This window comes from Leifsonia sp. NPDC058292 (genome assembly GCF_042880955.1).
GTDB lineage: Bacteria > Actinomycetota > Actinomycetes > Actinomycetales > Microbacteriaceae > Leifsonia.
This window is the reverse complement of the sequence record NZ_JBHVYL010000006.1, coordinates 56,125-81,520: the sequence shown is the minus strand read 5'-3', so window position 1 is coordinate 81,520 and position 25,396 is coordinate 56,125. Positions and strand designations below refer to the sequence as shown.

24 protein-coding genes are annotated in these 25,396 nt (G+C 67.4%); 11 read left to right on the top strand and 13 right to left on the bottom strand.

Annotation, left to right across the window (positions count from 1 at the left end; all coding sequences use genetic code 11):
* Positions 1–83 precede the first annotated feature (83 nt).
* Complete coding sequence (locus ACFVWR_RS05935; RefSeq protein WP_387209010.1) at positions 84–536, top strand: hypothetical protein; 453 nt, start codon at positions 84–86, stop codon at positions 534–536.
* A gap of 95 nt (positions 537–631) precedes the next feature.
* On the opposite strand, the gene ACFVWR_RS05930 is transcribed toward ACFVWR_RS05935, so the two are convergent.
* Positions 632–1,501, bottom strand: a complete 870-nt coding sequence (locus ACFVWR_RS05930) for a helix-turn-helix transcriptional regulator (RefSeq protein WP_387209008.1) — start codon at positions 1,499–1,501, stop codon at positions 632–634.
* Between the two features lie 144 nt (positions 1,502–1,645).
* On the opposite strand from ACFVWR_RS05930, the gene ACFVWR_RS05925 reads away from it, so the two are divergent.
* The gene (locus ACFVWR_RS05925) at positions 1,646–2,377 is read left to right on the top strand and encodes an SDR family oxidoreductase (RefSeq protein WP_387209006.1); all 732 of its coding nucleotides are present in this window, start codon (positions 1,646–1,648) and stop codon (positions 2,375–2,377) included.
* Positions 2,378–2,499: 122 nt separating this feature from the next.
* Here the strand turns inward: ACFVWR_RS05925 and ACFVWR_RS05920 are convergent, their stop codons facing one another.
* From ACFVWR_RS05920 to ACFVWR_RS05895, 6 genes are read right to left on the bottom strand one after another with little or no spacing between them, the layout of a single operon-like run.
* A complete protein-coding gene (locus ACFVWR_RS05920; protein WP_387209004.1) occupies positions 2,500–5,643 on the bottom strand; it encodes a glycoside hydrolase family 2 TIM barrel-domain containing protein in 3,144 nt (1,047 codons plus the stop codon).
* Positions 5,644–5,654: 11 nt separating this feature from the next.
* Positions 5,655–6,479 carry a ThuA domain-containing protein gene (locus tag ACFVWR_RS05915; RefSeq protein WP_387209002.1) on the bottom strand — a complete coding sequence of 275 codons (825 nt, stop codon included), beginning with the start codon at positions 6,477–6,479 and terminating at the stop codon, positions 5,655–5,657.
* The gene (locus ACFVWR_RS05910) at positions 6,476–7,654 is read right to left on the bottom strand and encodes a Gfo/Idh/MocA family protein (RefSeq protein ID WP_387209000.1); all 1,179 of its coding nucleotides are present in this window, start codon (positions 7,652–7,654) and stop codon (positions 6,476–6,478) included. Before ACFVWR_RS05910 ends, ACFVWR_RS05915 begins: the two co-directional genes overlap by 4 nt.
* Positions 7,651–8,544 (bottom strand): carbohydrate ABC transporter permease, encoded by an 894-nt coding sequence (locus tag ACFVWR_RS05905; RefSeq protein ID WP_387208998.1) that lies wholly within the window; start codon positions 8,542–8,544, stop codon positions 7,651–7,653. The genes ACFVWR_RS05910 and ACFVWR_RS05905 overlap by 4 nt, the downstream gene beginning before the upstream one ends.
* Before the next feature lies 1 nt (position 8,545).
* Positions 8,546–9,496, bottom strand: a complete 951-nt coding sequence (locus ACFVWR_RS05900; protein ID WP_387208996.1) for a carbohydrate ABC transporter permease — start codon at positions 9,494–9,496, stop codon at positions 8,546–8,548.
* Complete coding sequence (locus ACFVWR_RS05895) at positions 9,496–10,833, bottom strand: ABC transporter substrate-binding protein (RefSeq protein WP_387208994.1); 1,338 nt, start codon at positions 10,831–10,833, stop codon at positions 9,496–9,498. The genes ACFVWR_RS05900 and ACFVWR_RS05895 overlap by 1 nt, the downstream gene beginning before the upstream one ends.
* Before the next feature lie 179 nt (positions 10,834–11,012).
* Between ACFVWR_RS05895 and ACFVWR_RS05890 the strand changes: the two genes are divergently transcribed.
* Positions 11,013–12,224 carry an ROK family protein gene (locus ACFVWR_RS05890; protein WP_387208992.1) on the top strand — a complete coding sequence of 404 codons (1,212 nt, stop codon included), beginning with the start codon at positions 11,013–11,015 and terminating at the stop codon, positions 12,222–12,224.
* Between the two features lie 94 nt (positions 12,225–12,318).
* Here the strand turns inward: ACFVWR_RS05890 and ACFVWR_RS05885 are convergent, their stop codons facing one another.
* Positions 12,319–12,930: a DUF1992 domain-containing protein gene (locus tag ACFVWR_RS05885; RefSeq protein ID WP_387208990.1), complete on the bottom strand. Its 612-nt coding sequence runs from the start codon at positions 12,928–12,930 to the stop codon at positions 12,319–12,321.
* Between the two features lie 50 nt (positions 12,931–12,980).
* Complete coding sequence (locus ACFVWR_RS05880) at positions 12,981–13,280, bottom strand: hypothetical protein (RefSeq protein WP_387208988.1); 300 nt, start codon at positions 13,278–13,280, stop codon at positions 12,981–12,983.
* A gap of 137 nt (positions 13,281–13,417) precedes the next feature.
* On the opposite strand from ACFVWR_RS05880, the gene ACFVWR_RS05875 reads away from it, so the two are divergent.
* On the top strand, positions 13,418–13,678 hold the full coding sequence (locus tag ACFVWR_RS05875; RefSeq protein ID WP_387208986.1) for a hypothetical protein: 261 nt from the start codon (positions 13,418–13,420) through the stop codon (positions 13,676–13,678).
* 39 nt (positions 13,679–13,717) lie between these two features.
* Here the strand turns inward: ACFVWR_RS05875 and ACFVWR_RS05870 are convergent, their stop codons facing one another.
* Complete coding sequence (locus tag ACFVWR_RS05870; protein ID WP_387208984.1) at positions 13,718–14,503, bottom strand: EAL domain-containing protein; 786 nt, start codon at positions 14,501–14,503, stop codon at positions 13,718–13,720.
* 179 nt (positions 14,504–14,682) lie between these two features.
* Here ACFVWR_RS05870 and ACFVWR_RS05865 point away from each other — a divergent pair, with 179 nt between their 5' ends.
* The gene (locus tag ACFVWR_RS05865; protein WP_387208982.1) at positions 14,683–15,501 is read left to right on the top strand and encodes an alpha/beta fold hydrolase; all 819 of its coding nucleotides are present in this window, start codon (positions 14,683–14,685) and stop codon (positions 15,499–15,501) included.
* Positions 15,498–16,883, top strand: a complete 1,386-nt coding sequence (locus ACFVWR_RS05860; RefSeq protein WP_387208980.1) for a diguanylate cyclase — start codon at positions 15,498–15,500, stop codon at positions 16,881–16,883. The genes ACFVWR_RS05865 and ACFVWR_RS05860 overlap by 4 nt, the downstream gene beginning before the upstream one ends.
* On the opposite strand, the gene ACFVWR_RS05855 is transcribed toward ACFVWR_RS05860, so the two are convergent.
* On the bottom strand, positions 16,864–17,115 hold the full coding sequence (locus tag ACFVWR_RS05855) for a hypothetical protein (protein ID WP_387208978.1): 252 nt from the start codon (positions 17,113–17,115) through the stop codon (positions 16,864–16,866). The two genes, ACFVWR_RS05860 and ACFVWR_RS05855, sit on opposite strands and share 20 nt — an antisense overlap.
* A 199-nt stretch (positions 17,116–17,314) precedes the next feature.
* Between ACFVWR_RS05855 and treY the strand changes: the two genes are divergently transcribed.
* From treY to glgX, 4 genes are all read left to right on the top strand, one after another.
* Complete coding sequence (gene treY, locus ACFVWR_RS05850; protein ID WP_387208975.1) at positions 17,315–19,636, top strand: malto-oligosyltrehalose synthase; 2,322 nt, start codon at positions 17,315–17,317, stop codon at positions 19,634–19,636.
* Positions 19,633–21,381: a malto-oligosyltrehalose trehalohydrolase gene (gene treZ, locus ACFVWR_RS05845; protein WP_387208973.1), complete on the top strand. Its 1,749-nt coding sequence runs from the start codon at positions 19,633–19,635 to the stop codon at positions 21,379–21,381. The genes treY and treZ overlap by 4 nt, the downstream gene beginning before the upstream one ends.
* A gap of 91 nt (positions 21,382–21,472) precedes the next feature.
* On the top strand, positions 21,473–21,697 hold the full coding sequence (locus tag ACFVWR_RS05840; protein WP_387208971.1) for a hypothetical protein: 225 nt from the start codon (positions 21,473–21,475) through the stop codon (positions 21,695–21,697).
* Complete coding sequence (gene glgX / locus ACFVWR_RS05835; protein WP_387208969.1) at positions 21,691–23,733, top strand: glycogen debranching protein GlgX; 2,043 nt, start codon at positions 21,691–21,693, stop codon at positions 23,731–23,733. Before ACFVWR_RS05840 ends, glgX begins: the two co-directional genes overlap by 7 nt.
* A gap of 4 nt (positions 23,734–23,737) precedes the next feature.
* Here glgX and ACFVWR_RS05830 read toward each other — a convergent pair whose 3' ends face one another.
* Positions 23,738–24,061, bottom strand: coding sequence for a hypothetical protein (locus ACFVWR_RS05830; protein ID WP_387208967.1), 324 nt, complete (start codon positions 24,059–24,061; stop codon positions 23,738–23,740).
* Positions 24,062–24,134: 73 nt separating this feature from the next.
* On the opposite strand from ACFVWR_RS05830, the gene ACFVWR_RS05825 reads away from it, so the two are divergent.
* A complete protein-coding gene (locus tag ACFVWR_RS05825) occupies positions 24,135–25,166 on the top strand; it encodes a PHP domain-containing protein (protein WP_387208965.1) in 1,032 nt (343 codons plus the stop codon).
* A 36-nt stretch (positions 25,167–25,202) separates the two neighbouring features.
* Here ACFVWR_RS05825 and ACFVWR_RS05820 read toward each other — a convergent pair whose 3' ends face one another.
* Positions 25,203–25,376 (bottom strand): CsbD family protein, encoded by a 174-nt coding sequence (locus ACFVWR_RS05820; protein ID WP_387208963.1) that lies wholly within the window; start codon positions 25,374–25,376, stop codon positions 25,203–25,205.
* Between the last annotated feature and the right edge of the window lie 20 nt (positions 25,377–25,396).

Below are 25,396 nucleotides of genomic sequence, written 5' to 3'. Positions count from 1 at the left end.
GGGTTGGTTCTTCGACGCTACGCATGAACGCATCCCGCGCACAAGCGGTTGACTCGGCGCGCACGACGGCCCACCGTCGGATCATGGCGAACGGATACAGCGACAACCCGGACGACGCGCACCAGCGGCCGGCGGGCATGTCGGACAAGACTGTCGAAGCACTGGGCAAGCTCTCGGAGGCTCTGGAAACGGTCGAGGATGCCCGCGGGCACCTCTACGCCTTCCACCGTCTCACCGGATCGGCCGACCTCGCTCTCGGCGAAGCTGCACGGCTGCTGCGCGAGGCGGGCCACGCCGACCTCGCCGAGCGAGCCGAACGCGACATGATCGGGCGCAACGTGATCGACGGCCGCTGGACGTTCCAGATCGTCGAGGAGTACGACGACGGCTACCACGCGGAGTTCGTCGCCCTCGAACGGGATGCCCGCGACGAGTTCGCCGACGGGCGTCGGCACCTGTACGAGGCCGAGATGAAGGAGTCGCGCCGCACCAAAGGCATCGGCGGTCACGAGGCGCGACCCAACCACTACTTCTGACGGCCGCGAGTCGCGCATCAGCGAGCTGGTCGTCGCGTCGCCAGCCTTCACGCTCACGGAGTTGACGGTATGACCAGGTTGAACAAGGCCCCCGGTTATGTTGGGGCTCTGCCCGGCGATCCGCGCTCCGCTTCGGTCGTGGCGGACCAGCTGCCGAGCAGGCGAAGGGCCTCGGCAGAGCCGGAATGAGGTTCCACCGCGTAGGCGTAGAGCCAATGGTCTCCGTCGCCCAGCTGCATCGTCTCGACGTGGATGACGATATCGCCCACGACCGGGTGATGGAAACGTTTTGGGCCGTGGCATCGGGTGTTCACGTCGTGCTCTGCCCACCAGCTGCGGAACTCTGGGCTGGCGATGGAGAGCTCGCCGACCAGAGCCTGGAGCGCTGTGTCGTGCGGATATCGCGCCGCCGCCTGTCGCAACACTCCGACCGTGGAGCGCGCAACCATCTCCCAATCGGCCATGAGATCGCGGGTCGAGCGCTCAAGGAAGAGCCAGCGCGGATGACTGGAGGAGGAGGCGGGGACCGGTTCCAGCCCCACGAGCAGCGCTTTGCCCATGCGGTTCATCGCCTGCACGTCGCCCCGCAGGTCCATGATGATGGCGGGGATCTCCAGGCTGTCGAGCATCAGCCGCGTGCCGGCATCGAGGGGAGCCGGCTCCAGTTCGTCAGGGCCGGGCGCTGCGACGGTCGAGCGCACGATGGTGCGGAGGTGCACTCGCTCGACGGGTTCCAGGCGCAGTGCGCGGCCGACGGCGTCGAGCACCTGGTCGGAGGGCTGCAGATCGCGACCCTGTTCCAGCCGGGCGTAATAGTCGAGACTGACGCCGGCCAGCATCGCGACCTCTTCGCGACGCAGACCTGGAACACGTCGCGTGTCGTCGGCGGCGATACCGACCACCTCGGGGCGAAGGCGTGCGCGCCGAGACCGCAGGAAGTCTCCCAACTCAGCGTTCTTGGCCATGGTGTCAACGGTACGACCAACGGACCCCACGCGGGTAGGACGCTGCGTCCGAGGTCGACCCGTCCCTTCTTCCGCAGCGAGATCGGCAGCATCATGGCGTACTGGCGCCAGGGCGCTTTTCCCGAACCTCGAAGGACCTCCTCAATGACCACCTCTCGCAAAATCGCTCTCGTCACCGGAGCCAATAAGGGCATCGGCCTGGAGATCGCTCGCCAGCTCGCCCAGGCCGATGTGCACGTCATCCTCGGCACACGCAACCCGGAGCGTGGCACCGCCGCAGTCCAGGCGCTGACCTCCGAGGGACTAGACGTCTCCTACCTCCCGCTCGACACGACGGATGAGGCCGACATCGCCGCCGCGACCGCCGCAATCTCCGACAAGCACGGTCGCCTCGACATCCTCGTCAACAACGCCGGCATCGCCGACTGGCACGACGGACCGCCGAGCACCGCGTCGCTGGCCGCCGTCCGCGCTGAACTGGAGACCAACTTCGTCGGCACGCTCGCCGTAACCCAGGCGATGCTCCCGCTTCTTGAGAACTCGGACGCCGCGCGAATCGTCAACCTCTCCAGCGCGCTGGGATCGCTCTCCGTGAACGGCGACCCGAGCTCACCGTTCTATGCAGCACGCGCCATCGGCTACAACACCTCGAAGGCCGCGCTGAACATGCTCACCATCCAGCTCGCCGCCGAACTGAGCGATACCGCGATCGCGGTCAACTCGGTCAGCCCCGGGTTCGTGAAGACCGACCTCACCGGTGGCAACGGCGCCCTCACGCCGGCAGAAGCGGCCTCAGTACCCGTCAAGTACGCGCTGCTGGGAGATGACGCAGTGACGGGCCGGTTTGTCAGCGCCCAGGGCGAGCTGCCCTGGTGAGCTAACAGCGGAGCGCGGATGGGGCCGCCCTCAGCGGGGTGAGGTGACAGAGAACTCCAGCGCGCCGATCATCGGCCCGCCGCTCCGTTCCATGAAGTGACGTTTTGACGCTGTCGACCCTTCTAGGACAACGCCCAGAATCGGAGATGCATCGAACGGGATTCGGGGCGAAGCAGAGCGTCGGGCCAGACGTCGGGGCCACAGGCGCGTGATCCCAGCCCGTTCTGCGCGGCATCGAGGTAGAGGTACGTTGCAACAGGTTCCGGCAGCTCGTGCTGATGCTCGGCGCGGTCCACTTCCTGAGCGGTGTGCCTGGTGAGGGTGAAGCCCGGGCGGCGGCCGCGTGTGTCTTGCTTGGCGTCTACCCGGAGCCAGTCTCTACCCTGCGCGGCGAGGTCGAGGCTGCGTAATCCGCTGCGGTGGCCGCTCTCCTGCGGCCACGCGTACGGGAAGGTCAGCCGCTCGATGCCGGCCCGGTATCTGCCCACGAGTGCGCCTCGGTGCGAGTCAGGATACGACTCACCCGGCCCGGTGCCGAACCATTCCGCCTCGTCGACGGCAACCGGAAGGTCGAAGCGCACTCCGATTCGCGGCCAGACGAGATTCCACCGCGAGGTTGGGACCATATTCAGTTCGAGCAATACGCCGTCTTCGTCAATTTCCCAGCGCTCGTCCAGGGTGACCGCAACGCGAGTATCCGCAGCTGCCCAGCGGGTTCTTCGTTCGAGTGTTGTCGAAGTACGACGCAGCTCCAGGATGCGCGAGCTCAGGCGGTCGAGCCCGGCCTCGCGCCAGCGCGCGGCGTGAGAAGGGCCGGGAATGCCGAGCCCGCGTCCCTCCATCGGGTCGCTGACATCGTAGCTGCCCATGTGCGAGCCGCGGTCGTTGTCGGTGGTCGCGCGCCAGAGCTCGAGGCGCGGTCCAGCGACTGGAGAGCCGGCGAGCGCCGTGAGTCGTCCGTCCTCGAACTCCGCAGGGCCGAGCGCGTAGCGCCCGGCGATGTCCTGGTAGGAAACGGCGGAGCTGCGTCTCGTGCTGTCCCGAGGGGGGCGGACAAAGATCCGGGCGGCCGTCGAGCGGACCGCTGCTTGCTCGGTGGCGAGCACGTGACCGGCTGTCGCCCAAACTTCGTCGGTTGTGAGTGCCGCCGAAACGGTGAGCCACAGCTCGCCGGGTCGCGCTTCGCGGAGATACTCATCGAACTCCACGTCGACCGTCACGGAGTCGCCTGCTTGCAGGGGAAGCCCGTCGCTTCCAGCAACTTCGAGCGTGCCTGCGTCGATTTCCACCCCGTCGCGCTCGATCCGCCAGGGGAAGGCCAGATCGCTGGCGTCCGCCGAGTGGCGCATGTTGTGCACGGTGATCGAGGCAGTCCCCTCGGTGCGCGCGGCATCGATGTTGAAGCGAATCGGTGCCATTACCGCCGCGAACTCCACCAGGCCCGGGGTCGGCGTTCCGTCGGACAACACCATGCCGTCCATGCAGAAGTGGCCGTCGGTCACCCCGGTCTCGTCGAAGTCTCCGCCGTACCCGAAGTACTCGGCCCCGTCCGCGGTGCGGGTGCGGATGCCGTGGTCGCGCCATTCCCACACGAAACCGCCGTGAAGGCGGGGGTATCGGTCGACCAGATTCTCGTAGAGTTCGATGCCGCCCGGGCCGTTGCCCATGGCGTGCACGTATTCGCAGAGCAGGGCGGGTTTAGTGCGCTGGCGTGCTGATTGTGCTCCGGATGCGTCTAGCAGGAGCGCCGTCGATTCGCCTCCGATGCTCTCGAGTTCTGCGATGGAGGGATACATGCGCGAGTAGACGTCGGTGTAGTCGCCGGCGCGGTCGCCTTCGTAGTGGACGGGGCGTTCGGGATCGCGAGCGTGAACCCAGTCGGCCATCGCGGCCAGGTTCGCGCCGGTGCCCGACTCGTTGCCGAGCGACCACATGACGATGCTCGGGTGGTTCTTGTCCCGTTCCACGGTGCGTTCGATGCGGTCGAGGTAGGTCGCCCGCCATGCCGGATCTTCGCTCGGGTTGTCCATCCATTCGTCGGTGCCTGGTGCGAAGGCGCTGCCGCCGTGGTGGAAGGCGTGGGTCTCGATATCGCATTCCAGCATCACCCAGAATCCGAGCTCGTCGGCGAGGTCGAGCACTCGCGGATGCGGTGGGTAGTGTGCGGTGCGGATCGCGTTCACGTTGTGCCGCTTCATCAGTTCGAGGTCGCGGCGCACGAAGTCCTCGTCGAAGCCGCGGCCCAGGTCCGGGTGCGTGTCGTGGCGGTTCATTCCGTGGAGCACGACGCGTCGTCCGTTGACGAGGAAGCGGTCGCCCGCGATCTCGACGGTTCGGAACCCGACTCGGAGCGCGACCGTTTCGGCACCTCCGCCGCTCACGACGGTCGCGTCGTAGAGCCGTGGACGCTCTGCACTCCACGGCGTTACCTGGCCGATCTCGACGGGCACGACGTCGGTGTGCGTCGCCCATGTGACGTCGATGTCGAGCTCGGGAACCTGCAGGCGCACCGGGAACGCTTCGTCTCCGGCTCGCAGTTCGGCCGACAGGACGCCTGCGCCCGTGCGCTGGTCGAATCCGGCTCGCACCCACAGGTCTTCCAGCCCGCCGACCGGTCGTGCCTGCAGGGTCACGTCCCTGTAGATCCCCGGCAGCCACCACTGGTCCTGATCCTCGACATAGGTGGAGGCCGACCATTGATGCACGCGCACGGCAATGGTGTTGATTCCTTCCTGCACCGCCTCTGTCACGTCGAACTCCTGCGCGAGCCGGGAGCCGGTGCCGACGCCGATCTCCGTTCCGTTCACCCAGACCCGGTAACGGGATTCGACCCCGTCGAATCGGAGCACGACCGCCTCGTACGCCGTGCGATCCATCCATTCCGCCGGCACGGTGAATGTGCGCCGGTGATCGCCAGTGGGGTTCTCGTCGGGTGAGAAGGGCGGGTCCTGCGGGAACGGCAGTTGCACGTTCGTGTACTGCGGAGCTCCGTACTTGCCCTCCTGCTGGAGTACCCAGTGGCTCGGCACCGGCAGCAGATCCCAGCCGGAGTCGTCGAAGGCCGGCTCGGCGAACGCTTCCGGCGCCTCTCCCTCAGGCAGGACTCGAGGGGCTCCGAGCGTCCCCGGCACGCCGGCGAGCAAACGGAAGTGCCAGTCGCCGTCGAGCGAGAGAGTCGGCGCATCCGAGTGCAGCCACGATCGTGCGGCGCGACGCCGCCCCCGTCCGGGACCGACATCGTTCAGGTAGTGGTCGTGCTCGGGCACTGCGTTTCCTTTCACGCGGACGGCTGCCGCGGTTCGACGGGCTCGCGGGTGTAGTAGTCGATCAACCCGCCGTTCGCATCGGTGAGCACCGGCCGGTCGAACTCTCCCGTCAGGTACATCGGAGTGATCACGTAGGGTTCGCGAGCACGTTCGGGTCGTGCCCACCGCACGCCGTTCGCGAGCACGCGCTGCACGTCCGGGTGGTGGTAGACGGGGAAGATCTCGTCGCCCGGGCTGAAGTAGAAGACGCGTCCATAGCCTCGCCGGTAGGTGACACCGCTGCGGAACACTTCCCCGCCCGAGAAGCTGCTGATGAAGATCAGCTCGTCGGGCTCCGGGATGTCGAAGAACTCGCCGTACATCTCCTGACCGGGAATCACGATCGGCTGGGCAATGCCCTCAGTGATGGGGTGCCGCGGCGAGACGGTCCAGACGAGTTCGCTGTCACCGTCGTTACGCCAGCGCAGGCTGCAAGTCGTTCCCATCAAGCGCCGGAAGATCTTCGAGTGGTGCCCGGAGTGCAGCACGATGATCCCCATCCCCTCCAGCACATGGCGATGGATGCGCTCGACGACGTCATCGGCGACCTCATCGTGCGCCGTGTGCCCCCACCACAGCAGCACGTCGGTCACGGCGAGGGTCTCCTCGGTCATCCCGTGCTCGGGCTCGTCGAGCACCCGAGTCGACACCGCCACGTCGCCGCCGAGAATGTCCTTCAGAGCGTCGGCGATCGTGTTGTGCATCCCATCCGGGTAGATTCCGCGAACGACTTCATTTATCTGCTCGTGCCGGTTCTCCCCCCAGACGACGACGCGGATCGGTTCTGTATTGGTCATCGAGCGCCTCCTCGTGCGATCGCGGCCGGGGCGGATCCCCAGGCCGGGGTGGCGATGCCGTCGGCAGCGCTGGTCCACGAGCGCAGGAGCTCTGCGACGTCGTCGCGCCGCTCGTCTGCGATCGCCTCGGCGAGCGACTCCTCCAGCAGGTCGGCTATGACCACGCGCTCGCCTCCGAGGTCGCTGCTGCGGATCGCTCCTTCCACCATCGCAAGGCTGAGCACGTTCGCGCGCACCTCGTTCTGTGGTGTCGTCTCTGCCCGGAGCGCTGTGGTGAACTCTTCGAGCGAACCCTCGATCCCCTCCAGCTGGTCGGGAACGCCGGGCTCGCTCATCCCGGCATCGACCTGCACGACGTCGTCGCCGTCCCACGCCGCCGCCCCGTGCTCGCCGTAGGCGCGCCAGTCCGCGTTCCACGAGGTCTGCAGACCCGGAGTGCACCGGCTGCCCGAGTAGACGAACCGCGCTCCCGAGGCGAGCTCGAACTCGGCCGTCGCTGCCGCATCCCCTGCGAACCAGCTCCAAGGCGGGTTCCAGGTGCTGCAGCGCACGGCGATGGGCTCATCGCCCGTGAGAAAGCGGAGCATGTCGAAATGGTGAACAGACATGTCGACGAGCAACGGATGCGCCATCTGCTCGCGGAAACCGGGCTCGTGATCGGCGTGGAAGAACTGCGCGTGCACCGCCGCGAGCGGGCCGAGAACGCTGACGGCGTCGCGGAACGCCGTCAGGCGCTTGAAGTACCGACGCGACTGGCTCACCATCAGGAGGCCGCCGGTCAGATCCGCGAGCGCGACCTGACTGAGCGCTTCGGCGATGGTCGGCCCCAGTGGCTTCTCGCACAGCACGGGCAGCCCGGCACGAAGAGCCTGCTCGTTCACGACGCGGTGCGCCTGCGGCACGGTCACGTTGACCACCGCCCGCGCTCCAGAGCGCTCAGCGACATCGTCGAGCGAGGCCCCCACCAACGCGTCGTCGAGGCCGATCGTCGCGACCGCATCCGCAGCCAGATCGAGGTCTAGGTCTACGACGCCGACCGGTACCGCGTGCGGAGACGTCGCGAGCATCCGGAGCCATTCCTTCCCCATTCCGCCCGCGCCGACCACGACGACAGGGAGGCGGTCTTCAGAGGTGGTGCCGGGGCCCCTCTTGCGTTCGAACACTGTGATGGTCATCCCTTCACCGCACCGCCGAGGCTGGAGTGGAGCAGGTGCTTGCGCACGAAAATGTAGAGCAGCGCCGGCGGAGCCACATAGACGATCGACGTGGCGGCGAGAAGCCCCCAGTCGACCTGATGGTTCTCGCTGAAGGCCCGGAAGAGGCCGATCGAGAGCGGATACAGCTCCTGGCTCTGCAGCATCACGAGAGGAGTGAGGAAGTCTCCCCACACGCCCATGAACGTCAGCATCGCGGCCGCGCCGAGCCCCGGGCCGGCGAGCGGCAAGACGATGCGCCAGATCGCCTGCAGGCGGGAGCTGCCGTCGACCCAGGCGGCTTCCTCCAACTCGACGGGCACAGCCGAGATCGTTCCCTTGAGCAGCCAGAGCGTCACCGGAAGTTGGATCACCGCCTCGACGAGGATGAGCCCGACGAGGCTGTCCGTCAGCTTCAGGTTCACCATGATCAGGTAGAGCGCCACGATCGTCGCCGGCGCCGGAACGACCCTGATCAACAGGATGCTGAACATGAAGGTCCGGCGCCCCGGAAAGTTGAACCGGGCGAGCGCGTACCCGCCGGCGAGCCCGAGAACGAGGTTCAATACCGTCGCACCGATGCCGATGATCAGGCTGTTCATCAACAGCAGCGGAGTGCCCGATGCCGTGAAGAACCGTACGAAGTTCTCCAAAGAGAACTGCGGCAGCTGCACGTTCGGACCGGCATGGGCATCGACGGCGCTCAGGATGACCCACAGGAACGGCACCAGGCAAAAGAGGGCCAGGATTGCGATGAGTATGTAGCCCAGTACCCGTTGGATTCGGGCGGCCGGGCTGAGCGGTCGCCGCTGGAGGAGGCGCGCGGAAGCGGCCGCCTCAGCGGAACTGGGACGGGTGACGGTCGATGTCATCTCAGACCTCCACTTTCGCGAGGCGCACGTAGACGAACCCCAGGACGAGCACGATGACCAGGAGGATCATCGATGCGGCGCTGCCGATGCCGACCTGTGAGAACTGCAACGCGCGTTCGTAGATGTAGATCGCTGTGATGCGGGTCTGCCCGCCGGGACCACCCTGGGTGAGGAAGTAGACGAGTCCGAACGCGCCGACCGTGCTGATCGTGGTCAGCAGGAGATACAGGAAGACGGGGCCGCGGATGAGCGGCAGCGTCACATGCCGGAACACCTGCAACGCACGCGCACCGTCGATCCGGGCGGCCTCGATGAGTTCGACCGGGACATCCTCGAGCGCGGCCTGGAACATGATCATGGCGAACGCGATGCCGCGCCAGATGTTCACCGTGATCACCGAGGCCATTGGAACCACCTGAAGCCAGTCCGTCGGAGGCGCGCCGAAGAGCCCGGTCAGCTGGTTGAGTGTTCCGGAGGAATTGTTCGACAGCACGCTCGCCCAGGTGAGGGACGCCACCACCTCGGGCACGATCATGGGCATGAGCACGGCAGCGCCGAAGATGCCCTTGCCGCGCATCCAGGGCCTGCTGAGCAGGATCGCCGCGAGCATGCCGAGAACGGTCTGACCGATGATCGCCGAGTAGAGCACGAACTCGCCGGTGTGTCCGAGCGAGCTGAGGAATCCCGAATTGGTCAGGAGATACGCATAGTTGTCGAATCCGACGAACTTCGGGTCACGAGCGGCGAACCCGGTCAGCTGGGTATTGGTGAAGCTCAGGTACATGCCGTAGAAGGCGGGCGCCACGATGAACACCACGATAAGCAGGGCGGCCGGGCCGAGCAGCAGGAGGAGCAGGAACAGCGGGCGAGGGCGCCGCCGGCGGCGCCTCCCCGGCGACGGCGGCCGGGCGGCCGCCATCGCCGAAGCGGGCGCGTCAGTGAGTGCGGACATCATTTGACCAACGAGGGTCCGAGCAGGTCGGTCGCGTCTTTCACGAATGACGCGTAAGCCTGCGCCCCGTCCGCCTTGCCCGTGATGATGAGCTCGGTCGCGGATGCAACCGCCTGAGCGACCTGGTCGGCACCGTCCCCGGTCGGCACGTAGACGCTGGTCTTCAGGTCCCGTCCTGCCTGCAGCAGCTTCGGTTCGTCGGCGTATGGCTTGACGTCGGCGAGATCGTCACGCGGAGCCGCAGCGCCCGAGGTGACGAGCTGATCGGCCAGCGGCTTGCCACTGGAGAGGTACTCGGCAAGGAGCATCGCCTCGTCTTTGTGCTTCGACTTCTCCGGAATGCCGAATCCGGCGCCGAGGCCGCTCCAGCCGAACGGCTTGTCACCGGTACGGAGTGCCGGGTACTGCCAGGTGTCGACCTTGGTGGTCAAGTCCGGGATCGGCGCAGCCCCGTTGGGGCCCCAGTCGAACTTCCATCCGGTTGTGCCCTGAGCCGAGACCTGGATCTTGCCGGCCGGGAACTTGACGTACTTCGTCGGCTCCCAGGGATTGGGATTCTCCAGATCCTGCACAGGCAGGAGCCCCTTCGAGTACAACTCGCTGTACAGGTCGAAGACCGCGCGGAATCCGCTGCTCTTCAGATCCCACTTACCCGTCTTCAAGCTGTAGTAGTCCTTGTCGGTGCCGCCGAGGATCGGCTGGAAGCCTTCGGTCCATGTGCTGCCGCCCCAGGCGGTCCCCGCCGGGATGACGATCGGTGTACCGCCCGTTTTCTCTTTGAGTTGGACGAGGCGGGAGATCAGATCGTCCCAGGTTTTCGGCTGGGATGTGTTGATTCCGAGCTGTGTGAGGATGTCTTTGCGATAGAAGAGGTTCTGCACTCCGGTGTCGTGCACGAGGGCGTAGATGTGGCCGTCCTGGCGAACCATCGCCTTCTGGAACTGCGGGTAATAGTGAGCCCAGCCGTCCCACTTCTTGAGGTAGTCGTCGAGCGGAGCAAGATAGCCGGCGCCGGCGAATCCGGGAACAAGGCTGTCGCCCATGTCGATGACGTCGGGAGCCTGCCCAGCGATGAGCTGCTGGGTCATCTTCGTCTTGAACTGGTCGTCGGTGAGCACGTCCCCTACGAGCTTGACCTTGATGTTCTTCCCCTGCTTCTTCATCGCCGCCTCGAACCCGGGGAGTTGCTTCTGGATGGCCTCGATGCGGGTCTTCTGGAATTCCACGATCGAGATGGTGACGGGCCCGTCACTGCTACTTGTGGCTGTACAGGCCGTCAGCCCACCCGCAGCAACCACGGCGGCGAGGAAGGCGGTGATCCCACGACTGCGCTTCATTGCGATGCCTCTCTTCGCTTCATCCGGTTGGCCACTTTGCCTATTCGATGGGATAAAGCGTCCCGCTCACGATAGAACGCGGACAATCACGCGTCAAGCATCCAATCCAATTGATCGATTTAGTCGGGAATGTGGCAGACTGACAGCACATCAGCGACGATGCAAACGAAGGGGGAGGCGTGTTTCGAGGCAGCAATCTGCTCCGCCTAGCCGATTACAACCAGGCGGTCGTCCTAGATCTGATCCGTCGCGAGCCTGGCCTGAGCAGAGCAGACCTCCAGCGCAACTCCGGACTCGCCTCGCAGACGATATCCAATATCACCCGACGCCTCATCGACGCAGAGCTGATCCGAGAGAGTACGCCGAGCGATGCCGCGCGAGGGCGACCGAGCATCCCCCTGGTCGCCAACGGCAGCGGCGCCTTCGCTGTCGGCGTGCACGTCGATCCGGCCCGCCTCACCATCCTGCTGCTCGATATCGCTGGAGAGGTGCTCGACCAACGACAACTCCCGACACCACAGGCCACGAATCCCGCTGAGGTGACGACCCTCATCGCGGTGAACACCGGTCGTCTCATTCGCGAGGCGGGCATCGACCGCGAAAGGGTACTGGGACTCGGAATCGCAGTGCCCGGCCCGCTCGATCTGCGCACCGGAGTCGTGCTCGACCCGCCGCAGCTTCCCCGATGGCGCCAAGTGCGACTGCGATCCGACCTCCACGACGCCACAGGGATGCCCGTGCTGCTCGACAAGGATGTCACCGCGTCGGCGACCGCAGAGTTACGGAACTCAGCCGATCCCGACTTCCTCTTCGTCTATCTAGGCTCTGGCGTCGGCGCCTCGGTCGTGACGAACGGCCAAGTCCTCCGCGGCGCCAGCAACAATATCGGGGAGATCGGCGATATCCTCGTCGATCCGACGGCGGAGGACCTCGGCTGGAGCGGCCGCCGCGGCGGGCTCGCCGCAGCATGCGTGCCGGAAGCCCTTGCCATTCAGGCCGCGCAGGCCGCCCTCATACCCCTACCCGACGTGACCGACTATCTCGCGATCGATGATGCATGCAGCGCACTGTTCGACTTGGCCGCCCGTGGGGATGCGGAAGCCTGCGCCATCCTTGAACGCTCCGCGCGACGGGTCGCCGTTGGCATCGCGGTACTGGTCAACTTCATCGACGTGCCCCGTGTCGTGCTCGGAGGCCCAACGTGGAGTCGGCTGAGCGGCGCGTTTCTCCCCATACTCCAGGATGCGGTCCGCCGAGAGTTAGTGGTCTCGCGCGACGAGTTCACCGTCGTGGGATCAACGGTAGGGGCGGAGATCGCCGCCCAAGGCGCCGCTGAACTTGTATTGGATCATTTTCTCACCCCGAGCGCGAGCGCACTCGTTCTTGACTGACCAACGCCAGTGCGCGCGAACGAGGACGAGCGCGCCGTTCATGTTGCGTCGCCCAAGCCGACGACGGCTCGCACTGCGTCGAGGTCGGCGCGACTCAACGGCGGCGCTTGGCGCGGCGGCGCTCCCGCCAGGTGAGCGTCGCGCGTTCGGCCTGTTCCCGTTCGCGCGCTTCGTGCGACTCGCGGAGCCGGGCCGCGCGACGCTCGCGCCAGCGGGCCACCTCGTCCTCGACGTCACGGGTGGGGGTGACGACGGGTGGGCCGCCCTGCAACTGCCGCCTGGCTTCGACGACGCGCGCGTTGAAGTCTTCGAGAAGCTCGCGCACCCGGCGCTCACTGCCCGTCGCATCCAGCTTCGCCTCCAGCTCGGCGTGCTCGGTGCGCAAGGTCAGCGCGGGTGGGCCGAGTCCGGTGAGGCGTTCGCGCTCGATCTTGCGGCGGATCCACCAATCGGGATCGCCGGGGCGCCCGAGGTCGAGCGGCTTGCCCGCGCCGGGCAGGTCGTCGAAATCGCCGCGCCGCATCGCCTGCTGGATGGTGAGCTCGACGTATTGCGCGCGAGCCTCCATCATCGACTGGCCGGCGTCGCCGTCGTTCGTGGGCTCCGGCTCGGGCTCCGGCTCGTCGCCGCCTTCGCGCGTCAGCCTGTCGACCACGTAGCGGGCGGCGTTCACCGGGGAGTCGCTCTGATGCTTGCGGCCGGCCATGCATTCCAGCGTAAATCGCGCACCGGGCCGTGTCGAGGCGACCTGGGAGGTCAGCCCGCCTGGGGCTCCTCGGTGAGCACGAGACCCGATGCGCGACCGGCGGCGACGATCATGGACTCGATCCAGTCTCGGTTGATCGAGACCGCGCGCGAACCGCTGAAGTAGAAGTGGATCGGAACGCCGTTGTCGATCCAGATCGCGTGCCGTCCGCTGCCGCGCTCGACGGGTAGCGCCCAGGAGAGAAAGAAGTTCTCGCCACGGCGGAGCTTGGTGCTGATGACGACCTGCAGGTGGGTGAGGAGCCGATCGTCGAGTTCGTAGTTCTCACCGTCGTAAGAGAGAGTTCCCACTGTCAAACCTTTCGAGGCGCCGATCTCGGGACAACGCCACGTCAGGCACACTACCTGCCGCAAACCGCGCGCGCGATTTCGAGGGGTATGGTCGTCTTCAGTCCCGCAAGAAAGATGCTCCGGAGGTTACCCGTCACATGATCGTCAACCGGCTCACCGTCGATGGCAAAGACTACTTCCTCCCCGAGCCCGTGACCGAGCTGCGCAACAAGATCCTCGAAGCTGTGAAGGCCGGCGGAGGGTACGTGAACATCCCGCCGCTGCGTCAGGGGCCGGGCGTCGACATCCTGTTCTCGCCGGGGATGCCCGTGGTGTGGACTCAGCTCGACGTGGGTGGCGAGGGCGAAGCGGCCGAAGGCGAGCCGATCACCTCCGACGCCGACCTCGACAACCTCTGACGCCGAGCGGAAGCGCCGCGGAAGCGCCGCGGAAGCGCGTCAGACGCCGACCGTCTCGCGCATCCAGCCGCTGAAGCGCGTCTCTGAGACCGGCTTCGCGATGAGGTAGCCCTGCGCACGGTCGCAGCCGAGGCGCTGGAGCCGGGCGAGCTGTTCCTTCGTCTCGACGCCTTCGCCGACGGTGCGCATCCCGCGCCGGTGGGCGAACTCGATGGCGGCCTGCGCGAGCTTCTCGGTGGCGGCTTCGGCGACCAGCTTGCGGTCGAGTTTGAGTTCGGTCGCGCGGAGGTCGGTCACCCGGCGGAGCGACGAGTGCCCGGCCCCGAAGTCGTCGATCGACACGACCACGCCGAGGTCGCGCAGCCGGTCGAGACGGCCGGCGGTGACCACCGGGTCGTCGATGACGGTCGCCTCTGTCACCTCGACGGTGAGCCTGTGCGGGTCGATGCCCGAGTCGGCGAGCTCTTCGCGCACCTCGGCGTAGAACGTTTCGGTGGCCAGTTGCGACGGGGCGACGTTGACCGCGACGTCGAGCGGCTGGGAGCGTTGCTGCCAGAACGCACCGACCCGGCAGCACGCGCGAAGCATGAGCCGCCCCAGCCCGTGGATGGCACCCGTCTCTTCGGCGATGGGGATGAACACCGCCGGCGGGATGACGCCGAGCTCCGGATGCGTCCACCGGCTCAGCACCTCGACGCCGATGACCTCGCGGGTGGAGACGGAGATCTGCGGCTGGAGGAACGGCACGATAGCCTGGTCGCGCACCGCAACCGGCAGGTCGACAGCCAGTCGAGCGGCGATGTGCTCTCGGGTGCTGGATGTCATAGGGGCGATACTCACCGCTCCGGGCGATCGAGTCAACGGGGGTTGCGCAACGGCTTTTCAGGTGTATACACCCAGATCGTCTGTCATCTCTATCCCTCCCGAAAAGAATTCTCATCCGGGATAATTGAGTGCTGGCTGGACCGTCTCGGCGCCGAGCACGACCCGAACGAGGAGCACGAATGACGCTCGCCCCCACCGACAAAGCCGAAGCACTGCACCGCAACAACGTGCGGATCAGCGGCAATCCCGAAGGGCGTTCCCTCGTCTTCGCCCACGGTTTCGGATGCAGCCAAGAGATGTGGCGACTCGTTATGCCGTACTTCGAAGAGTCGTACCGCGTGATCGTGTTCGACCATGTCGGCTCCGGCAACTCCGACCTCAGCGCGTACGACGCGGGCAAGTACGACTCGCTGCACGGTTACACCGACGACGTCGTGCAGCTCGGCGAAGAGCTGGGGCTCGAGGATGCGGTGTTCGTCGGCCACTCGGTGAGCGCGATGATCGGCGTGCTCGCGGCAATCGAGCGCCCCGGCATGTTCGGCGCTCTCGTGCTCGTCGGTCCGTCGCCCCGGTACATCGACGATGAGGGATACAGCGGCGGCTTCGTGCAGGCCGACATCGACGGCCTGCTGGATGCTCTCGACGCCAACTATCTCGACTGGTCGCAGACGATCGCGCCGCAGATCATGGGCAACCCCGGCGAGCCCGCCCTGGGCGAGGAACTGGTGGACAGCTTCTGCCGCACCGATCCCGCCGTCGCGAGCCAGTTCGCCAAGGTGACCTTTCTCTCCGACAATCGGCGCGATCTGCCGAAAGTGACGGTTCCGACTCTGGTGCTGCAGTGCGCGGACGACATCATCGCGCCCGTGCAGGTCGGCCGCTACGTGCACGAGAACATCGCCGACAGCTCCTTCGTGATGCTGGATGCGACCGGTCACTGCCCGCACCTCTCCGCCCCGGCCGAGGTCGCCGAGGCCGTTCTCGCCTTTCTGCGATGACGGGTGACCTCGACGCGCTCTATGAGGGCGCTCCCTGCGGCCTGCTGTCGATGACCCCCGACGGTCGCATCGCCCGGATGAACGAGACGCTGCTGGCGTGGACCGGCTACACCCGCGAGCAGTTGACCGGCGAACCGTTCGTGTCCCTGCTCGACCCCGGAAGCCGTCTCTTCTACGAGACGCGGCAGCTGCCGATGCTGCGGCTGAACGGCGAGATGCAGGAGATCGCCCTCGGTTTCGTGCGCGCGGACGGCGAGCGTTTGGCCGCTCTCGTCAACTCCGTGGCCGTCTCGGGAGACGACGGCGAACTCGAGCGCATCGACACCGCGATCTTCGACGCGACCCGCCGACAGGATTTCGAGCGCCAGTTGCTGATCGCCCGGCGGGAGGCGGAGGCCTCAGAGGCGAGAACGCGCGTGCTGCAGCGCGCATCCGCAGCCTTCGTGGACTGCGACACGGAGGACGACCTCGCCCAGGCCCTCGCCGACAGCGCGCGCGAGGCTTTCACAGCGTCGGCCACGGCCGTTCACCTCGGCTCCGGCGGCGGGTTCCGGCTGGCCGGGGGCTCGGAGCCGTTCGACTTGCAAGGCACCCTTGCCTCTCGGCCTCCGGCGGAGACCATCGACGTCGTCTCCACCGACCCGTCCGCCGACCTGGGGCGCGAGGATGCGGCGCTCGCCGCCGCGCTCGACGGCGCGAAGATGGAGGAGTTGACCATCACGCCGCTGCTCGAAGGCGGCGCGGTCATCGGTGTGTTCGCCTGCTTCTTCGGCCGCGCCCGTGGTCTCGACGACGCGACCGCCGAGCTGCATTACGCGCTCGCACGCCAGGCGGTGCAGGTGCTGCGCCGCATCCGGTTTCAGACCGAGCTCGAAGCGTATGCGCTCTACGACCCGCTCACGGGGCTGGCGAACCGTGCCCTGTTGCGCACGCGTCTGGCCGAGGCCATCGAGTCGGCGGAGACCACCAGAACCCCGCTGTCGCTGGTCTTCATCGACCTGGACGGTTTCAAGTCGATCAATGACGACTTCGACCACAGCGCCGGCGACGCCGTGCTGCGGGAGACGGCGTCACGTCTCGCCGCCTGCGTGCGCCGCGACGACGTGGTGGGCAGGTTCGGCGGGGACGAGTTCCTCGTGGTGTGCGAAGACGCCGACGAGGAGGCCGCCTGCCACATCGCGGAGCGCATCCGTGTCGCCGTCAGAGAGCCGTTAGCCGGAATCGCCGACGAACGCTCGGTGAGCGCGAGCATCGGCGTCGCCGTCTACCGGGCGAACGGTGTGCGCACGCTGTCGATGACCGACGTCTTCCGCATCGCGGACGCGGCGATGTACGCCTCGAAGGATGCGGGCAAAGATCGCGTCAGCGTGACGACGGTGTGACCGCGGCCGCGACTGCCTGCTGAGCCTCGTAGGCCGTGGGGAAGACGCCCAGCTCGTGGCCTTCGCCGTCGGTCGCCACATAGCCGTCGTGGTTGAGGTCGACCATGCCGACATAGTCGGTCGGGGTGGATGCCACCCACAGGCTCTCGGCGGGGCTGTACCAGGTCACCGGGGCGGCGACGGACGTGTCGAACATCGTGTCAGTGGTCGTGCGTTCGGCGAGCGCGCTCATCGATCCTGCTCCCTCTTCTCGTGCCGCTCGGGCGGCGTCATGTTCAGCACGATCATCCAAGCCGTCGGTCTGCGATCACGGCAAGTTTCGGGGCGACCCTTGAACATCCTCCCGGCTGCTGGTATCTCCGCGGCGCCAAAGCTGACGAGAACCTGTCAACCCCTCGCGCGGGCCGCCGCTTCTCCGTAGGTTCGGTGTCGTGCCCGCCAGTACCTACCGACTCCAGATCTCCGCCGACTTCACCCTCCAGCAGGCCTCGGAGGTGCTGCCGTACCTCCACCGACTCGGTGCCGACTGGGTCTACCTTTCTCCCCTGCTCGAGGCGGAACCGGGTTCGAACCACGGCTACGACGTGGTGGACCACTCGCGCGTCGACCCCGCTCGCGGTGGCGCGGAGGGGCTGACGCACCTGGCCGCCGCCGCGCACCGGCTCGGGATGGGCGTGCTCGTCGACATCGTGCCGAATCACGTCGGCGTCGCCACTCCGCGCGTGAACCGGTGGTGGTGGGATGTGCTCGCCCGCGGCCGCGACTCCGACTTCGCCGACTATTTCGACATCGACTGGGCTTTCGGCGACGGACGCATTCGCATCCCGGTGCTCGGCGATACGCCGGACGAACTGGATGCGCTCACCATCGACGACGGACGGCTCGCCTACAACGAGCACCGGTTTCCGATCGCGGAGGGCACCGCCGACGGTCCCGACGCCGACCCGCGCGCCGTGCACGACCGGCAGCACTACGAGCTCGTCTCCTGGCGCCGCGCCGACCACGACCTCAACTACCGGCGGTTCTTCGCGGTGAACAGCCTCGCGGGGATCCGTGTCGAAGACGATCGCGTCTTCGACGCTTCGCACCGCGAGATCGGCCGCTGGGTCAGCGACGGGCTGATCGACGGCTTGCGCGTCGACCACCCCGACGGTCTCCGCGACCCGGGCGGCTATCTCGAGCGCCTGAGCGCTCTCGCCGACGGCCGGCCGATCTGGGTGGAGAAGATCTTGGAGGGCCCCGAGCGGATGCCCGCCGAGTGGCCCGTCGCCGGAACCACCGGATACGACGCGCTGGCGACGCTCGATCGCGTGTTCGTCGACCCGGCCGGGGAGGAACCGCTCACCCGTCTGGCCATCGAGTTGGACGACGCGTTCGAGTCGGGCGATTGGGAGACACTGGTGCTCAGGCGCAAGCGTGCAGTCGCCGATACGCTGCTGACCTCCGAGATCCGCCGGCTCGTGCGTGAGCTCGCCGTCGACACCGCGATCGACCCCGCCGCGCTCGAAGACGCCGTGGCCGAACTCGCCGCAGCGATGCCGGTGTACCGCAGCTTCCTGCCCTTCGGACGCGAGCACCTCGACCACGCCGCAGAGACAGCCTCACAGGCGCGGCCCGACCTCGCCGAGACGATCGCCATCGTGGTGGAGCTGCTCGGCGACCCGACGTATCCCGCCGCCCAGCGCTTTCAGCAGACCTCGGGCATGATCATGGCGAAAGGCGTCGAAGACAACGCCTTCTATCGGTACACGCGACTGACCAGTCTCACCGAGGTCGGCGCCGACCCGGCCGAGTTCGCTGTGACGCCCGAGCACTTTCACGAGGCGCAGCTCGACCGCCTCCGACGGCTGCCGCAGAGCATGACGACGCTCACCACGCACGACACGAAGCGCAGCGAGGACACCCGCGCGCGCATCGCGGCCCTCGCAGAAGTTCCCGAACGATGGCGCGCCTTTTTGACTGCAGTGCGCGAGACCGTCGACCTCGGCGACGGACCGCTGGAGAACCTGGTGTGGCAGGCGATCGTGGGCTCCTGGCCGGCGAGCCGCGAACGCCTGCACGACTACGTGCTCAAGGCGGCCCGCGAGTCGGGAACCTCGACCGCATGGACGGACGGGGATGCGGAGTTCGAGCAGCGCCTCACCGGCCTGGTCGACGCGGCTCTCGACGATGCCGTTCTGCGGGGCGAGGTCGAGGCTCTGGTCGCCGAGCTCTCACCGGCCGGCTGGTCGAACGGACTCGGCGTCAAGCTGCTGCAGCTGCTCGCCCCGGGCACACCGGACGTGTATCAAGGCACGGAGTTCTGGGACCGCTCGCTCGTCGACCCCGACAACCGTCGTCCGGTCGATTTCGCGGCGGCGGCCTCGGCACTGGAACGCCTCGACGGCGGCGGTCCGCTCCCCCGGGTCGACGAGAGTGCAGAGGCCAAGCTGCTCGTCACCTCCCGGGCGCTCAGGCTTCGGCGCGACCTTCCGGAGCTCTTCACCGCGTATCGGCCGGTGACCGCGACCGGCGACCGGGCCGAGCACCTGATCGGCTTCGACCGCGGAGGCGCCGTGGCTCTCGCCACGCGCCTCCCGCTCGGGCTCGAAGCGGCAGGCGGCTGGGGCGACACGGCGATCGACCTCGGCGACCTGCCCGAGCACGGCGAGCGCGGTCTGCGCGACGCACTGACCGGGCGGGAGTATTCGGGCCGCACGCCAGTTCGCGAGCTGTTCGACACTTATCCCGTCGCGCTGCTGGTGGCGCTGTGAAGCGGCGCTTCCCGGTGTGGGCGCCGGACGCCGAAGTCGTGACGCTGGTCGTGTCCGCCGGATCCGGTCGGGTGAACCGCGATCTCGAAAGACAGGACGGCGGCTGGTGGGCGCTCCCGGCGCCCTTGGCCGACCCGGACCATCCGGTGGACTACGGATTCTCGATCGACGGCGGCCCCGCCCGCCCCGACCCGCGCTCGCGACGACAGCCGAACGGCGTGCACGAGCTGAGCCGGGAGTTCGATCCGGATGCGTACGACTGGCATGACGATGCGTGGGCCGGGCGCGACCTCGTGGGCGCCGTGATCTACGAGCTGCACCTCGGGACCTTCACGCCGGAGGGCACGCTCGACGCCGCCGCCGGACGCCTCGACCACCTCGTCGAGCTGGGCGTCGACGCGATCGAGCTGCTGCCCGTGAACGCCTTCAACGGCACACACAACTGGGGCTACGACGGCGTGCTCTGGTATGCGGTGCACGAGCCGTACGGCGGCCCGGAGGCCTACCAGCGGTTCGTCGACGCCTGCCACGCCCGCGGCATCGCTGTGATCCAGGACGTGGTCTACAACCACCTCGGCCCGAGCGGCAACTACCTGCCGGAGTTCGGCCCTTACTTCAGCGGCGCGACCGTCGGGGTCTGGGGCGACGCCCCCAACCTCGACGGCCCGCAGTCCGACGAGGTGCGCCGCTACATCATCGACAACGCGCTCTACTGGCTGCGCGACATGCATGTCGACGGGCTGCGCCTCGACGCGGTGCACGCCTTCCACGACGGCCGGGCCACGCACATCCTCGAAGAACTCGCGCAGGAGGTTGATGCCCTGAGCGAGACGGTCGGCCGGCCGCTCGCGCTGATCGCGGAGAGCGACCAGAACGACCCGAAACTCGTGCGCCCGCGCCGGGAGCATGGCTACGGTCTCACCGGCCAGTGGGACGACGACGTGCACCACGCGCTCCACGTGAACCTCACCGGGGAGACGACCGGGTATTACGCCGACTTCGCCGGGCTCGGCTCGCTCGTGAAGGTGTTCGAGCGCGGCTGGTTCCACGACGGCACGTACTCGAGCTTCCGCGAGCGCCACCATGGGCGTCCTCTCGACCCGGGTACCGAGTTCAGCCGGCTCGTCGCCTTCAGCCAGGATCACGACCAGATCGGCAACCGGGCGGCCGGCGATCGCCTCACCGCAACGCTGAGCGAGGGCGCCCTCGGAGCGGCCGCCGCCATCGTGCTGCTGGGGCCGTTCACCCCGATGCTGTTCATGGGCGAGGAATGGGGCGCCACCACGCCCTGGCAGTTCTTCACCTCGCACCCCGAGAAGGAACTCGGCGAGGCGACGGCACGCGGCCGCATCGCCGAGTTCGCGCGCATGGGCTGGGACCCGGATGCGGTTCCCGACCCCCAGGATCCGGCCACGTTCGAGCGCTCCCGCCTCGATTGGGCCGAGGTCGAGCGCGCGGATCACGCGCGCATCCTGGCGTTCTACCGCGAACTGACGGCGCTGAGACGCACCGTGCCCGTGGACGCTCCAGCCGTCGACATCGGGGCCGACCCGGAGTCAGGAACCTTCGCTTTCAGCCGCGGCGACCTGCGCGTGGTCGCCGCACTCGGCCACGGCGAGGCAGCGGCGAGCGCGAACGGCGTCGTAGCCGCGGCATTCGGCGGCGATGTGGAAACCGCGTCGGGTCGGGAGGGCGAGGTCACCCTGAGATTCCTCGGCCCCGGCGTCGTCGTGCTGCGCGACTAACCGAAGTTTCCTGAGAAGTCAACGGCTAGAGCCTGAGCCCGGCGTCTCGTTAGCCTGGCTAGGCAAGGGGAAACAGGGGAGAAGAAACCGAATGAGTACGACAGCCGTGTTCCGCACCGACGCTGGTTCGTGGACGGTGGAGAAGAAGGACGACAGCGTCTACCGCGTCGTCACGAACGCCGGGGTGCGGGGGTACATCGAGCGCGTCGGCAAGGTGTGGGTGACGCTCGAAGGCCCGCGTCTCGACCGCTCCGTCGAGGTCGGCCAGTCGTTCAGCCTCGAGTCTGCCGCCTCACTGCTCGCTCCGCCGTGCTAGGCGAGTCCCGTTCGTCCTTCCCGTATCCGCTCGGCGTCACGCTGGGCGAGGGCGGCGCCAACGTCGCCATCTACACGGAACACGCTGACCGCGTCTTCGTCTGCGTGTTCGGTGACGACGGCACGGAGACCCGCACCGAGCTGATCAACCGCACCGGCCACGTCTTCCACGGCTTCGTGGAGGGCATGGTCGCCGGCACCCGTTACGGCCTGCGGGTCGACGGCCCGTGGAACCCCGAGGCGGGTCTGCGATTCAACGTGCGGAAGGTGCTGCTCGACCCGCACGCCACCGCGATCTCGGGCGACTACGACTGGGGTCAGGCGGTCTTCGGCCACAAGCTCGACGCACCGGAAGAGCTCGACGACACCGACGGCGCCGGTCACGTGATGCTCGGCGTGGTCACCGATCCCCGGTCGTTCGACTGGGGCGACGACCGGGCACCGCGGCGACGGCTGTCGGAGACGGTCATCTACGAGACCCACGTCAAGGGCTTCACCGAGCTCATGCCCGACGTGCCGGAGGACATCCGCGGAACGTACGCCGGCCTCGCGCATCCCGCCGCCATCGACCGCCTCACCGACCTGGGCGTGACCGCCGTCGAGCTGATGCCCGTGCACCAGTTCGCACAAGACGCGCACCTCACCGAGAAGGGGCTGCGCAACTACTGGGGCTACAACACGCTCGGCTTCTTCGCGCCGCACAACGACTACTCCGCCTCCGGGGACACCGGCGGCCAGGTCGACGAGTTCAAGTCGCTGGTCAAAGCGCTCCACGCGGCCGGCATCGAGGTCATCCTCGACGTGGTGTTCAACCACACCGCGGAGGGCAACGACCTCGGCCCGACGCTGAGCCTCAAGGGCATCGACAACGAGTCGTACTACCGGCTCGTCGAGGGAGACCTGGCCCACTACTTCGACACCACCGGCACCGGCAACAGCGTCAACGTCAGCCATCCGGCGGCGCTCGGCCTCATCATGGACTCCCTGCGCTACTGGGTGACCGAGATGCACGTCGACGGTTTCCGGTTCGACCTCGCGACCACGCTCACCCGGCAGGGCGGCGACGCGAGCATCCACAGCGCGTTCCTCACCCTCATCCAGCAGGATCCGACGCTCGCGCCGATCAAGATGATCGCCGAGCCGTGGGATACCGCTGGCTACCAGGTCGGCGGCTTTCCGGCCGGATGGTCGGAGTGGAACGGCAAGTTCCGCGACGACGTGCGCGACTACTGGCGCGGCGTCGAAGGGATGCTCGGCACAGTGTCGCAGCGCATCCTCGGCAGCCCCGACGTCTACGAGGAGTCGCGGCGGTCACCGCTGTCGAGCGTCAACTTCGTCACGGCGCACGACGGCTTCACGCTGGCCGACCTCACCAGCTACGACGAGAAGCACAACGAGGCCAACGGCGAAGACAACAACGACGGCGAATCCGACAACCGCTCGAGCAACTACGGCGCCGAGGGCCCGACCGACGACCTGGAGATCAACGCCGTTCGCACGCGCCAGCGCAAGAACTTCCTGGCGACGCTGCTGCTCTCGGCGGGGGTGCCGATGCTGCTCGGCGGCGACGAGCTCGGGCGAACGCAGCAGGGCAACAACAACGCTTACGCGCAAGACAACGAGATCTCGTGGTTCCATTGGGATGCGGCGGACGAGGAGCTGCGCGAATTCACGCGCGCGCTCATCCGCCTGCGTCGCGCGGAGCCGGCCCTGCGGCCCGACTGGTACCGCCACTCGCCCGAGGTCGGCGGGCCCAGCACGGTGTGCATCCTGAAGACCGACGGCGAGTTCTTCAGCGACGAAGACTGGGACGACCCGGATGCGAAAGCGATCGACTTCGTGCTCATGCACGAGGGGTCGGACGCCTTCGCCTTTCTGCTCAACGCAGCAGACAACGGCGTGGAGTTCACCATCCCGGCGAGCCCGAACGGCCCGTGGTCGCTCGAACTCTCGAGCGACCCGCAGCTGGTGCTCGGGGACCCGGACGCACTCACTCTGGCGCCCGGCTCGTTCGCGCTGCTGCGCTCGGCGGTCTGAGCCGCTAGGACTGCCTGCCCACCGGCGGCTCTCCGACGAACTGGTGCGCCTCCGAAGCGAGCTCAGGCCAGTCCTCGGCATCGGCGATCGAGACCCAGTTGCCGCGCGGCTCGGCGAGCCCTTCGTCGACCGGTTCGGCAACGTCGCGACCGACCAGGTCTGCTCCCCTGTCTTCGGGCAGATCGACCACGAGGCCGGCCCCGTCGAGGTAGGCGAACAGCCTGCCGTGAACGTGCAGACCGGTGCTCGTCACCGTCACGTCGTCGTCGGGATCTTCGAGCAGCTGGGCGGCGAGCAGTTCGAATGCGGGGGCGTTGCTCTCGGTCATCAGGTTCCTCTCGTCGTGGCGTTTCCTGCGAATCTTACGCGCGGCGCGTGACCGTTGGGCGCATGATGGTGCCATGAACCCCGTCGATGCCCTCAACGAGATCGCCTTCTGGCTGGAGAGGGAGCTCGCGCCCTCGTTCAAGGTGCAGGCCTTCCGCAAAGCGGCGGCGATCATCGCGCCCGTCGACCCGGCCGAGCTCGCCGAGCGGGCGGCCGACGGCAGACTGAAGCGCACGAAGGGCATCGGCGATCGGACGTACGGCGTGATCGCGCAAGCCATCGACGGGGAGGTGCCGGAGTACCTCGCCGATCTGCGGGAGCGCGGCGCGCATCCCCTCGCCACCGGAGGCGAGAAGTTGCTCGCTCAGCTGCGCGGCGACCTGCACAGCCACACGGAGTGGTCGGATGGCGGAACCCCGATCGAACTGATGGTGGCAGCCGCGAGGTCGCTGGGGCACGAGTACCAGGCCATCACCGATCACTCGCCGAACCTCAAGGTTGCCAACGGCCTGAGCCCCGAACGGCTGACCGAGCAACTGCGAGTGGTCGAGCGTGTCGACGCCGAGGAGAAGGTCGCGAACGGCGTGCGGGTGCTGACCGGCATCGAGGTCGACATCCTCGAGAGCGGCGACCTCGATCAGACGCCCGAACTGCTCGGCCGGCTGGATGTGGTGGTCGCCAGCGTGCACTCGAAACTGCGCTCCGACCGAGCGACCATGACGCGACGGATGCTCGGCGGCATCGAGCATCCCGAGACCAATGTGCTCGGCCACTGCACCGGGCGGCTCGTGCAGGGCGGGCGTGGAACGCGGCCGCCCTCGGAGTTCGACGCGAAGAAGGTGTTCGCCGCGTGCGCCGCGAACGACGTGGCGGTCGAGATCAATTCTCGACCCGAGCGCCAGGACCCACCCGACGACCTGATCGCGCTGGCGCTGGCCGCGGGATGCGTGTTCAGCATCGACAGCGACGCCCACGCTCCCGGTCAGCTGGACTTTCTTCAATACGGCGCTGCGCGGGCCGTCGCCAACAAGGTGCCGGCCGAGCGCATCGTCACGACCTGGCCGCTCGCCGACCTCCAGGCCTGGCTGGGCAAGAAGAAGGGGTGAGCCCAGGTCGGCGGCTCACCCCTTCGTCGGTGTGCGTCAGTTCTTGAAGACGTCCTTGACCTTCTCGCCGGCCTGCTTCAGGTCGGCCTTCGACTGATCCGCCTTGCCTTCGGCGACCTTCTCGTCGTCGCCGGTAGCGCGACCGGTCGCTTCTTCGACCTTGCCCTTCGCCTTCTCGGCGGCATTTTCGATCTTGTCAGATGCACCCATGGCTGCACTCCTTTCGTCGT

Bases quoted from the DNA above. Each gene is read 5' to 3' on its own strand.
- ACFVWR_RS05935 (WP_387209010.1), top strand. From the start codon at position 84: ATGGCGAACGGATACAGCGACAACCCGGACGACGCGCACCAGCGGCCG.
- ACFVWR_RS05930 (WP_387209008.1), bottom strand. From the start codon at position 1,501: ATGGCCAAGAACGCTGAGTTGGGAGACTTCCTGCGGTCTCGGCGCGCA.
- ACFVWR_RS05925 (WP_387209006.1), top strand. From the start codon at position 1,646: ATGACCACCTCTCGCAAAATCGCTCTCGTCACCGGAGCCAATAAGGGC.
- ACFVWR_RS05915 (WP_387209002.1), bottom strand. From the start codon at position 6,479: ATGACCAATACAGAACCGATCCGCGTCGTCGTCTGGGGGGAGAACCGG.
- ACFVWR_RS05910 (WP_387209000.1), bottom strand. From the start codon at position 7,654: ATGACCATCACAGTGTTCGAACGCAAGAGGGGCCCCGGCACCACCTCT.
- ACFVWR_RS05905 (WP_387208998.1), bottom strand. From the start codon at position 8,544: ATGACATCGACCGTCACCCGTCCCAGTTCCGCTGAGGCGGCCGCTTCC.
- ACFVWR_RS05900 (WP_387208996.1), bottom strand. From the start codon at position 9,496: ATGTCCGCACTCACTGACGCGCCCGCTTCGGCGATGGCGGCCGCCCGG.
- ACFVWR_RS05895 (WP_387208994.1), bottom strand. From the start codon at position 10,833: ATGAAGCGCAGTCGTGGGATCACCGCCTTCCTCGCCGCCGTGGTTGCT.
- ACFVWR_RS05885 (WP_387208990.1), bottom strand. From the start codon at position 12,930: ATGGCCGGCCGCAAGCATCAGAGCGACTCCCCGGTGAACGCCGCCCGC.
- ACFVWR_RS05875 (WP_387208986.1), top strand. From the start codon at position 13,418: ATGATCGTCAACCGGCTCACCGTCGATGGCAAAGACTACTTCCTCCCC.
- ACFVWR_RS05870 (WP_387208984.1), bottom strand. From the start codon at position 14,503: ATGACATCCAGCACCCGAGAGCACATCGCCGCTCGACTGGCTGTCGAC.
- ACFVWR_RS05865 (WP_387208982.1), top strand. From the start codon at position 14,683: ATGACGCTCGCCCCCACCGACAAAGCCGAAGCACTGCACCGCAACAAC.
- ACFVWR_RS05860 (WP_387208980.1), top strand. From the start codon at position 15,498: ATGACGGGTGACCTCGACGCGCTCTATGAGGGCGCTCCCTGCGGCCTG.
- ACFVWR_RS05855 (WP_387208978.1), bottom strand. From the start codon at position 17,115: ATGAGCGCGCTCGCCGAACGCACGACCACTGACACGATGTTCGACACG.
- ACFVWR_RS05840 (WP_387208971.1), top strand. From the start codon at position 21,473: ATGAGTACGACAGCCGTGTTCCGCACCGACGCTGGTTCGTGGACGGTG.
- ACFVWR_RS05830 (WP_387208967.1), bottom strand. From the start codon at position 24,061: ATGACCGAGAGCAACGCCCCCGCATTCGAACTGCTCGCCGCCCAGCTG.
- ACFVWR_RS05825 (WP_387208965.1), top strand. From the start codon at position 24,135: ATGAACCCCGTCGATGCCCTCAACGAGATCGCCTTCTGGCTGGAGAGG.
- ACFVWR_RS05820 (WP_387208963.1), bottom strand. From the start codon at position 25,376: ATGGGTGCATCTGACAAGATCGAAAATGCCGCCGAGAAGGCGAAGGGC.